At 74.3% G+C, this 9,536-nt stretch carries 9 protein-coding genes; 5 read left to right on the top strand and 4 right to left on the bottom strand.

Annotation, left to right across the window (positions count from 1 at the left end):
* Positions 1-236 precede the first annotated feature (236 nt).
* Positions 237-1,571, bottom strand: coding sequence for a DUF349 domain-containing protein (locus ACFV4N_RS33825; RefSeq protein ID WP_499676726.1), 1,335 nt, complete (start codon positions 1,569-1,571; stop codon positions 237-239).
* A gap of 187 nt (positions 1,572-1,758) precedes the next feature.
* On the opposite strand from ACFV4N_RS33825, the gene ACFV4N_RS33820 reads away from it, so the two are divergent.
* From ACFV4N_RS33820 to dapF, 3 genes are read left to right on the top strand one after another with little or no spacing between them, the layout of a single operon-like run.
* Positions 1,759-2,454 carry a class III extradiol ring-cleavage dioxygenase family protein gene (locus ACFV4N_RS33820; protein WP_499676725.1) on the top strand — a complete coding sequence of 232 codons (696 nt, stop codon included), beginning with the start codon at positions 1,759-1,761 and terminating at the stop codon, positions 2,452-2,454.
* Between the two features lie 4 nt (positions 2,455-2,458).
* Positions 2,459-3,361 carry a tRNA (adenosine(37)-N6)-dimethylallyltransferase MiaA gene (miaA, locus tag ACFV4N_RS33815; RefSeq protein ID WP_499676724.1) on the top strand — a complete coding sequence of 301 codons (903 nt, stop codon included), beginning with the start codon at positions 2,459-2,461 and terminating at the stop codon, positions 3,359-3,361.
* A 10-nt stretch (positions 3,362-3,371) separates the two neighbouring features.
* A complete protein-coding gene (dapF, locus tag ACFV4N_RS33810) occupies positions 3,372-4,172 on the top strand; it encodes a diaminopimelate epimerase (RefSeq protein ID WP_499676723.1) in 801 nt (266 codons plus the stop codon).
* Between the two features lie 4 nt (positions 4,173-4,176).
* Here the strand turns inward: dapF and ACFV4N_RS33805 are convergent, their stop codons facing one another.
* The 3 genes from ACFV4N_RS33805 to ACFV4N_RS33795 are packed head-to-tail and all read right to left on the bottom strand — an operon-like array spanning position 4,177 to position 7,481.
* Positions 4,177-5,034, bottom strand: coding sequence for an SMP-30/gluconolactonase/LRE family protein (locus ACFV4N_RS33805; RefSeq protein ID WP_499676722.1), 858 nt, complete (start codon positions 5,032-5,034; stop codon positions 4,177-4,179).
* Positions 5,027-6,259, bottom strand: coding sequence for an MFS transporter (locus ACFV4N_RS33800; protein WP_499676721.1), 1,233 nt, complete (start codon positions 6,257-6,259; stop codon positions 5,027-5,029). Before ACFV4N_RS33800 ends, ACFV4N_RS33805 begins: the two co-directional genes overlap by 8 nt.
* Positions 6,243-7,481, bottom strand: a complete 1,239-nt coding sequence (locus ACFV4N_RS33795) for an MFS transporter (RefSeq protein ID WP_499676720.1) — start codon at positions 7,479-7,481, stop codon at positions 6,243-6,245. Before ACFV4N_RS33795 ends, ACFV4N_RS33800 begins: the two co-directional genes overlap by 17 nt.
* Positions 7,482-7,535: 54 nt before the next feature.
* On the opposite strand from ACFV4N_RS33795, the gene ACFV4N_RS33790 reads away from it, so the two are divergent.
* Positions 7,536-8,024, top strand: coding sequence for a helix-turn-helix domain-containing protein (locus ACFV4N_RS33790; protein WP_499676719.1), 489 nt, complete (start codon positions 7,536-7,538; stop codon positions 8,022-8,024).
* Between the two features lie 43 nt (positions 8,025-8,067).
* Complete coding sequence (gene hflX / locus ACFV4N_RS33785; protein WP_499676718.1) at positions 8,068-9,513, top strand: GTPase HflX; 1,446 nt, start codon at positions 8,068-8,070, stop codon at positions 9,511-9,513.
* Positions 9,514-9,536: the final 23 nt, after the last annotated feature.

Below are 9,536 nucleotides of genomic sequence, written 5' to 3'. Positions count from 1 at the left end.
CCGCGAGTCGTACGTTCGGAACGCGCGAGTCGTACGCCCAAGACCACCGTGTCGTACGCACAGGACCCCCGAGTTCGGCATTCGCGCGCCCTCGGCCACAGCTCCGGGGTGCCTGAACGTTGAACTCGGGGGTCCTGGACGTACGACTCGCGGTGTCTGGACGTACGACTCGCGATGCCTGAGTGGAGGACACGCGGGGTGGCGGGCCCGGGTGGTGGGCCCGCCAGCCACGGGGGTCAGCGGGTGGCCACGGCCTGTTCGGCGGCGGCCAGCCACTCGCGCCACTGCTTGGCCTGGGCCTCGGCCTGCTCGGCGCGGCGCTTGTCGCCGGCCGAACGCGCCTTCGCGGCCTGGGCCTCGAACTGCTCCACCCGCTCGCGGAACTGGGCCACGCGGGCCTCGGCCTCCGGGTCGGACCGGCGCCACTGGGCGTCGACCGCGCCGCGGACCCGCTCCTCGATCGCGCGGAGCTTGCCCTCCAGCTCGCGGACCCGCTCGCGCGGCACCTTGCCGATCGCGTCCCACCGCTCCTGGATGCGGTACAGCTGCTGCCGGGCCGCCTCCAGGTCGTGCGACGGGTCGATGTGCTCGGCCTCCGCCAGCAGCTCCTCCTTCAGCTTCGCGTTGGCCGAGAACTCGGCGTCACGCTCGCTGAACGCCTCGGAGCGCCGGGCGAAGAACGCGTCCTGCGCGGCCCGGAACCGCTGCCACAACGCGTCGTCGGCCTCCTTGGGCGCACGCCCGGCGGCCTTCCACTCGACCATCAGCTCCTTGTACCGGCCGGCCGTGGGACCCCAGTCGTCCGACTCGACGAGCTTCTCCGCCTCGTCGACCAGCTCCTGCTTGCGGGTCTTGGCCACGCCGCGCTGCCGGTCCAGGTCGGCGAAGTGCGAGCCCCGCCGCCGGTTGAACGCGTCACGCGCCTTGGAGAACCGACGCCACAGCTGCTCGTCGGTCTTGCGGTCGACGCCCCGGATGGTCTTCCACTCGTCCAGGATGGTCCGCAGCCGGTCGCCGGTCGCCTTCCACTGCGTCGACTCGGCGGCCAGCGCCTCGGCCTCCTCGACGAGCGCCTGCTTGCGCGCGGCGGCCGCGGCCCTGGCCTCGTCCTTGGCGATCTTCGCCGCCTCCAGGCCCTGCTCGGCCAGCGCCAGCACGTACTCGACGCGCGCGGCCAGCGCCGCGAGGTCGCCGACCACGGCCGCCTCGGCCAGGCCCTCCTGGACGTGCTTCGCGCTGGTCAGCGCGTGCTTCGGGTCACCGGCACCGGACGTGAGGCGGGTGACCAGCAGCTCCACCTCGGTGCGGATGTCGTCGAACCTGCGCGCGAAGTGCGCCAGCCCCTCGACGGGCTCGCCCGCCTGCCAGGACCCGACGCCGCGCTCGCCGTCGGCCGTCTTGACGTAGACGGTGCCGTCCTCGTCCACGCGCCCCCAGCGGTCAGGGTGGTCCGACGCCACGGGGACCGGGGGAGGCGCCGCGACCGGCGTCGATGCCACCTGGGTCTCCTCGACCACCGCCCCCGCCCCACTGTCGCCAGTGGTTCCCGGTGTCGTCTCGTGCTCCGTCATCGCCGGCTTCCTCCTCGCCTGCCCACTTCGTGGTGCCCGTGCCGACCACGGGCGCCCCGCCGATGGCGGGGCCCAGCACCCGGGCGCCGCTCGACCCGTCTCAAGGGTCGCCGGTACCTCGCGCGCATTCAAACAGGTGAAGGCTCGCATCGGTACCGGTGGTGGCCGATGAGTAGCGTGGGTTGCCATGTTCTCGCGTCTAGCGGTCGTGCCGCACCCCCCGCTGCTGGTGCCCGAGCTGGTGTCGGGAGCGGCCCCGGACACCGAACCGGTCCGCGCCGAGTGCCTGGCCGCCGCGCGCGGGCTGGCCGCGCGCGCGACGGACTGGGTGGCCGTCGGCGTCGACCCGTCCGGCCCGCGCACCCTCGACGACGTGACCGGCACGTTCGCCGGTTTCGGCGTGGACGTGCCGGTGTCCCTGGCCGAGGGCGCCACGGCCGAGGACCCCGACCTGCCGCTGCCCGCCCTGGTCGCGGGCTGGCTGCGGCAGCGGGCGGGCGCCCGGCGGGTGCGCGTGCACCTCGTGCCGCCGGACCTGCCGCCCGCCGAGTGCGTCGCGCTGGGCGAGCGGCTGTCCGCCGAGGCGGTGTCCGGCGAGGCGCTGCTCGTGCTGGGCGACGGCTCCCACCGGCACGGCGAGCTGGCCGTGGGCAGGTCCGACGAGCGGGCGGGCGCGTTCGACGAGGGCGTGAGCCGGGCGCTGGCCGCCGCGGACGCGGACGCGCTGCGCGCGCTCGACCCCGGCCTGGCCGCCGAGCTGGGCGCGGACGGGCGGGCCGCGTGGCAGGTGGCGGCGGGCGTGCCGGGCGGGTGGCGGTGCACGCGGTCGGCGTTCCTGGCGCCCTTCGGCGTCGGCTACCACTGCGCCGTCTGGGAGGCTTGAGCCCGTGAACACCCCCGTGGCCGTCGTCGGGCCCACCGCGACGGGCAAGTCCGACCTGGCCGTGCGGCTCGCCCTCGAACTCGGCGGCGAGGTCGTCAACGCCGACGCGATGCAGCTGTACCGGGGCATGGACATCGGCACGGCCAAGGTGACCGAGGAGGAGCGGCGGGGCGTGCCGCACCACCTGCTCGACGTGCTGGACGTGACCGAGACCGCCTCCGTGGCCGCCTACCAGCGCGAGGCGCGCGCCGCCGTGGAGAAGGTCCTGGCCGACGGCCGCACGCCGATCCTGGTCGGCGGCTCCGGCCTGTACGTGCAGGCCGTGCTGGACGACCTGCGCTTCCCCGGCACCGACGAGCGCGTCCGGGCCCAGTTGGAGCAGGAGCTGGCCGTGTTCGGCGCGGAGGTCCTGCACGGGCGGCTGGCGCAGCTCGACCCGGCCGCGGCGCTGGCGATCCTGCCCAGCAACGGCAGGCGGGTGGTGCGGGCGCTGGAGGTCATCGAGCTGACCGGCGAGCCGTTCTCGGCGACCCTGCCCAAGCCCGGTCCGGCCCGCTACGGCGCGGTGCTCGTCGGCCTGGACCGGGAGGTGGCCGAGCTGGACGAGCGGGTCGACGCCCGGGTGGCGCGGATGTTCGAGGCGGGCCTGGTGGACGAGGTCCGCGAGCTGGCCGGGCGCGGTCTGCGCGAGGGCCGCACGGCGTCGCGCGCGCTGGGCTACCAGCAGGTCCTGGCCGCGCTCGACGGCGAGTACCCGCTGGCGGACGCGGCGGCGCTGACCGCGCAGGGCACCCGGCGGTTCGTGCGCCGGCAGCGGTCGTGGTTCCGCCGCGACCGGCGGGTCACCTGGTTCGACGCGGGCTCGCCCACCCTGGCCGAGGACGTGCTCCGGCTGGTCGCCCCGTAACCTGGTGGTCGTGGGGATCGAGTTCTTGAAGGGCCACGGCACCGAGAACGACTTCGTCGTGCTGCCCGACCCGGACGGCGTGCTGGACCTGACCGAGGAGCGGGTGCGGGCGCTGTGCGACCGGCGGCGCGGCCTGGGCGCGGACGGCGTGCTGCGGGTCGTGCGCCCCGACCTCGGCCCCTGGTTCATGGACTACCGCAACGCCGACGGCTCGATCGCGGAGATGTGCGGCAACGGCGTGCGCGTGTTCGCCCACTACCTGGTCCACGCCGGGCTCCAGCCCGAGGGCGGTTTCGCAGTCGGCACGCGGGCGGGCGAACGTTCGGTCGTCGTCCACCCCGACGGCTCGGTCACGGTCGACATGGGTCCCGCCTCGGTCACCGGCGCGGGCACGGCGACCGTGGCGGGCAGCTCGTTCGACGGGGTCGCGGTGGACGTCGGCAACCCCCACCTGGCGTGCGTGACCGACGTGCCGGTGGCCGGGCTGGACCTGGAGGAGTCGCCCGGCCACGACCCGGCGCTGTTCCCGCACGGGGTGAACGTCGAGTTCGTCAACGTCCTGGGCGACGGCGCCCTGCGGATGCGCGTGCACGAGCGCGGGGTCGGCGAGACCCGCTCGTGCGGCACGGGCACGGTGGCGGCGGTGGCGGCGTGGCTCCACGGCGCGGGTCGGCGCACCGGCAAGGCAACCGTGGACGTCCTCGGCGGTCGGGTGACCGTCGTGGTCGAGGAGGAGACGGCCACGCTGACCGGACCGGCGGTGCTGGTCGCGCGCGGCGAGCTGGACCGGGCCTGGTGGGACTCGCTCTAGACCTCTAGAGGTCGAGCACCTCCAGCTTGCCCGACCGCTCGTTCGCCACCACCTCGGGCTGCGACGTGGGCGCGGTGCAGCAGATCAGCCTGCCGTCCACCACGGCCACGGCGAAGCACGTCTGGCTGGTTTCCACCTTCCGGGTGACCTGCCCGCCCTCCTCGACCAGGAACGCGCACGGCTGGAGCGCGGGGGCCACCCACACGCCGCCGCCGGGGTCGAGCGCGACGCCGTCCGGGGCGATGCCGTGCCCGCGCAGCTCCGCCCACACCCGCCGGCCCGACAGCGCGCCGTCACCGGCCACGTCGAAGCGGGTCAGCCGGAACGCCAGGGTCTCCGCGACGAGCAGGCCGCCGTCGGGCAGCAGCACCGTGCCGTTGGGGAACGCCAGGTCCTCGGCGGCCACGGAGACCGCGCCGTCCGGCCCGACCAGCGCCAGCGAGGCGGTGGGCGCGACCCAGGCCGGGTCCAGCAGGGGCGCCTCGCCGTCGGCGGCGACGGCGGCGTGCAGGTCGAAGCCGAAGTTGCCGACGTAGGCGCGGCCGTGCGGGTCGACCAGCATGTCGTTGGCGTGGAAGGTGGCGACGCCGCCCAGGTCGGCGTGCTCGACGAGCCCGTCGGGCTCCAGGCGCAGCACCCGGCGGTCGGTCATCGACACCACGAGCAGCCTGCCGTCGGGCAGCCACCCCAGCCCGGACGGCTGGCCGGGCACGACGCAGACGACCTCCTCCTCACCCGTGCCGAGGTCGAGCGCGCGCACCCGGTGGTCGTAGAAGTCGGAGTAGAACAGCCTGCCGTCCGGTCCCCGGCGCGGGCCCTCGCCGAACCGGAGGCCGTCGCGCAGGATCGCCGTGTCAGCCACGCCTGTCGACGGTAGTGACCTCCGACACGTCCCGCACCCTCCGCAGCGGTGACAGCACCAGCCACAGCACCGACGCCGCCATGCCCGCCGAGGCGACCCACACCGTGCCGCGCACCCCGATCCACCCGGCCAGCGCGCCGCCGGCCAGCGCGCCGAGCGGGATCGAGCCCCAGGCCAGGAACCTGATGCTGGCGTTCATCCGGCCGAGCAGGTGGTCGGGGCACAGCGCCTGCCTGAGGCTGACCTGCGCGACGTTGTAGACGACGATCCCGGCCGCGGAGACGGCGGTGCCCAGGCCGAACAGCGCGAGCCGCCAGTCCGGCTGGGTCAGCGGGACGAGCACCCAGGCGGGCTGGGTGCACGCGGCGGGCACCCACAGCAGCCGCACCGGCCCGAGCCGGGCCGCCAGCCGCCCCACGGCCAGGCCCGTCAACGCGCCGCCCACGCCGCCGACGCCCAGCAGCAGCCCCGCCGCGGCGGGCGGCAGGTCCAGGTCCCGGAGCAGGAACAGCAGGTTCACCGCGCCCCACACCGCGTTCATCAGGTTGAACGAGATCGTGCACAGCGCCGTGGGCCGCAGCAGCGGGTGCCCGAACACGAACCGCAGCCCCTCGGCCATCTCCGCCCGCAACGCCCGCGCCCGCGGCTCGACCGGCCGCTCGACCGCGCGCACGCCGCGCAGCAACCAGGCGCCCACCAGGTACGACGCGCAGATCGCCAGCACGGGGTTCGCGCCGCCGAGGAACTGCACCAGCGGCCCGCTCACCGGCCGGCCGGTCAGCCGCGCGACCTGCTGCACGGCGACCAGCCGGGTGTTCGCCCCGGTCAGCCCGCCGCGGTCGACGAGCGTCGGCAGGTACGCCTGGGAGGCGACCTCGAAGAACACCGTCAGCACGCCCGCCAGCAGGGCGGCGAGCACCAGGTGGGCGAAGGTCAGGCCGCCCAGCCACCCGGCGACCGGCACGGTGGCCAGCACCAGGGCGCGCCCGGTCGTGCTCCACGCCAGCAGGGGCCGCTTGCGCAGCCGGTCGACGTACACGCCCGCGGGCAGGCCGATGAGCAGGAACGCGGCCATGCCGGCCGCGTTCAGCAGGCCGACCTGGAACTCCGAGGCCCCCAGCACCTCGATCGCCACGGCGGGCAGCACGAACGTGGAGACCGCCGTGCCGAACTGGGCCGCCGCGTCGCTGCCCCAGAACAGCCGGAAGTCACGTGATGGCGGCATCCTCCCGTTCCTCCCCCTCCGGTTGCGCGCGCAGCGGCGAGAGGACGACCCAGAGCGACGCCAGCGCCTGGCCCGTCACCGCCACCCACAGCGTCGGCGTGATGCCGATCCCCTCCCCCAGGGCGCCGCCGGCCAGGCCGCCCAGCGGCAGCGCGCCCCACACCACGAACCGGATGCTGGCGTTCATCCGGCCGAGCAGGTGGTCGGGGCAGATCGACTGCCGGTAGCTGACCTGCGCGATGTTGTAGACGATCACGCCGTAGGCCACGACCGCGTCGCCGACCACGAGCAGCGCGAACCGCCAGTCGGACCCGCCCAGCGGGATGAGCAGCCCGAACGGCATCGTGACCAGCGCGGACAGCCAGATGACCGTGGTCTGGCCGAACCGCCTGCTCCACCGGTCGGTGGTCAGCGCGCCCAGCACGCCGCCGATGCCCGCGGCGCTGAACACCACGCCGACGACGCCCTCGGACAGGCCCAGCTCGCGCACCATGAACAGCACGAGGACGGCCGTCATGATGCCGCCGAAGAAGTTGGCCGTGCCCGTGCAGCCGACGATGGCGCGCAGCGAGCGGTGCCCGAACACGAACCGCAGCCCCTCGGCGATCTCGTGCCCCAGGCCGGGCTTGTCCGGGGTCCTCGGCGGCGGCTCCGGCGTGCGGATGCGCAGCAGGAACAGGGCCGACACCAGGTAGCCCAGGCCGGTGGCCAGCACGCCGTTCGCCGCGCCGAGGCCCTGCGCCACGCCGCCCGCCACCGCCGGTCCCGACACCTGGGCGACGGCCCGGCTGGACTCCAGCTTCGAGTTGCCCTCGACGAGCTGGTCCCGGCCGACGAGCGCCGGCAGGTACGACTGGTAGGCGATGTCGAACATGACCGTGGCCGCGCCGACCAGCAGCGCCACCACGACGAGCTGGGTCAGCGTGAGGGCGTCGAACCACCACGCCACGGGCACCGACAGCATCAGCGCGGCGCGGGCGAAGTCGGCCACGAGCATCACCGGTCGCCTGCTCATCCGGTCCACCCACACCCCCGCGGGCAGCCCGATCAGCAGGAACGCCGCCGAGGCCGCCGCGGAGAGCACGCCCATCTCGAACGGCGTCGCGGCCAGCGCGCCCACCGCGAGCAGGGGCAGGACCGTGCGGCCGACCGTCGCCCCGAACTGGCTGATGGTGTCGCCCACCCACAGCAGGCGGAAGTCTCGGTGCGACCACAGGGACATGCCCGGAGTCTCCCGAGAGTGATTGGAAACTGTCAATCACTTTATCCTGTGCGGGTGTCCAGACGCCTCGCCACCGCCGCGGAGATCGCCGCGCTCTCCTCGGACGTGCGGCTGCGCATCATCCGGCTGACCCACGACACGCCGCTGACCAACAAGGAGATCGCCGACCGGCTGGGCAAGGACCCCGCGACCACGCTCCACCACGTGCGCAAACTCGTCGCCACGGGCTTCCTGGAGGCCCAGCCGGAGCGGACCGGCAAGCGCGGCGCGCGCGAGATCCCGTACCTGTCGACGGGCCTGTCCTGGCAGCTGACCTGGAAGGACCGCCCGCCGGCCGCCAAGGAGGCCGTGCTCCAGGCGTTCCTCGGCGAGGTCTCGGACGTGGGCGTGGACGCCCTGCGGCAGATCAGGCTGGTGGTGCGGACCGATCCCGGGGAACTAAAACGACGCCTCCAGGCGTTGTTCGATGAGCTGGCGGAAGAGCCGGCCGAACCCGACGACGAGCGGGTGGCGATCTACCTGGCGATGTACCCGGGGGATTAACCACTCGGTTCGAGCGGGGTCGCCGTGGGACGATGAAGGGCAAATGACGGAAAACACGTACCGAACCAACGACTGGCTCGACCAAGACGACGAGCTGTCAACCGGCGACCTGGCTCTTGAGGAGCGCGCCGCACTGCGCCGAGTCGCCGGGCTGTCCACCGAACTCGAGGACGTCACCGAGGTCGAGTACCGCCGGCTGAGGCTGGAGCGGGTCGTGCTGGTCGGCGTGTGGACCGAGGGCACGGCGGCCGACTCCGACGCCTCCCTGGCCGAGCTGGCGCTGCTCGCCGAGACCGCGGGCTCCGAGGTGCTCGAGGGCCTCGTCCAGCGCCGCGACCGGCCCGACCCGGCCACCTACATCGGCTCGGGCAAGGTCGCCGAGCTGCGCGACGTGGTGATCTCGACCGGCGCGGACACCGTGATCTGCGACGGCGAGCTGTCGCCCGGCCAGCTGCGGCAGCTGGAGGAGAAGCTCAAGGTCAAGGTCATCGACCGCACCGCGCTGATCCTGGACATCTTCGCCCAGCACGCCTCCACCAAGGAGGGCAAGGCGCAGGTCGAGATGGCCCAGCTCCAGTACCTGCTGCCGCGCCTGCGCGGGTGGGGCGAGTCGCTGTCCCGGCAGGCCGGTGGCCGCGCCGGCGGCGGCAACGGCGGAGTGGGCCTGCGCGGTCCCGGTGAGACCAAGCTGGAGACCGACCGCAGGCGCATCCGCGCGCGCATCGCCAAGCTGCGCCGCGAGATCGCCGCGATGAGCGTCATCCGGGAGACCAAGCGGCACCGCCGCGTCGCCAACGCGGTGCCGAACGTGGCCATCGCGGGTTACACGAACGCGGGCAAGTCCAGCCTGCTCAACGCGCTGACCGGCGCGGGGGTGCTGGTGCAGGACGCCCTGTTCGCGACCCTCGACCCGACCACCCGGCGCACCGAGACGCCCGAGGGCCTGCCCTACACGCTGACCGACACCGTCGGCTTCGTGCGGCACCTGCCGCACCAGCTCGTCGAGGCGTTCCGGTCGACGCTGGAGGAGGTCGCCGACGCGGACCTGCTGGTCCACGTGGTCGACGGGTCCGACGCGATGCCGGAGAAGCAGGTCACGGCGGTGCGCGAGGTGATCGGCGAGATCTCCTCCCGGCGCGACGACCCGATGCCGCCGGAGCTGCTCGTGGTCAACAAGATCGACGCGGTGGGCGAGCTGGGCCTAGCCCGGCTGCGGCACCTGTTCCCGACCGCGGTGTTCGTCTCCGCGCACACCGGTGAGGGCATCACCGAGCTGCGCGAGCGCATCGCGACCCTGACGCCGCGGCCGGAGGTCGTGGTGGAGGCGCTGGTGCCGTACGCGCGGGGCGAGCTGGTCGCGCGCGTGCACCGGGAGGGCGAGGTGCTCAAGGAGCGGCACACCGAGGAGGGCACGGAGCTGTCCGCCCGCGTCCGGCCCGACCTGGCCGGCGCGCTGGAGCAGTTCGCCGTGAACGGAAGCCGCGCCTGAGCCGGTGCGCGCCCTCCTCGTAG

Source organism: Actinosynnema sp. NPDC059797, from assembly GCF_042732085.1.
GTDB lineage: Bacteria > Actinomycetota > Actinomycetes > Mycobacteriales > Pseudonocardiaceae > Actinosynnema.
Note: the sequence above shows the minus strand (reverse complement) of the source record. Positions and strands in the feature narration are given on the sequence as shown.

What these genes read in the sequence shown, in the direction of transcription:
- ACFV4N_RS33800 (WP_499676721.1), bottom strand. Translation starts at nt 6,259, where the DNA reads ATGCCGCCATCACGTGACTTCCGGCTGTTCTGGGGCAGCGACGCGGCG.
- hflX (WP_499676718.1), top strand. Translation starts at nt 8,068, where the DNA reads ATGACGGAAAACACGTACCGAACCAACGACTGGCTCGACCAAGACGAC.
- ACFV4N_RS33795 (WP_499676720.1), bottom strand. Translation starts at nt 7,481, where the DNA reads ATGTCCCTGTGGTCGCACCGAGACTTCCGCCTGCTGTGGGTGGGCGAC.
- ACFV4N_RS33825 (WP_499676726.1), bottom strand. Translation starts at nt 1,571, where the DNA reads ATGACGGAGCACGAGACGACACCGGGAACCACTGGCGACAGTGGGGCG.
- ACFV4N_RS33820 (WP_499676725.1), top strand. Translation starts at nt 1,759, where the DNA reads ATGTTCTCGCGTCTAGCGGTCGTGCCGCACCCCCCGCTGCTGGTGCCC.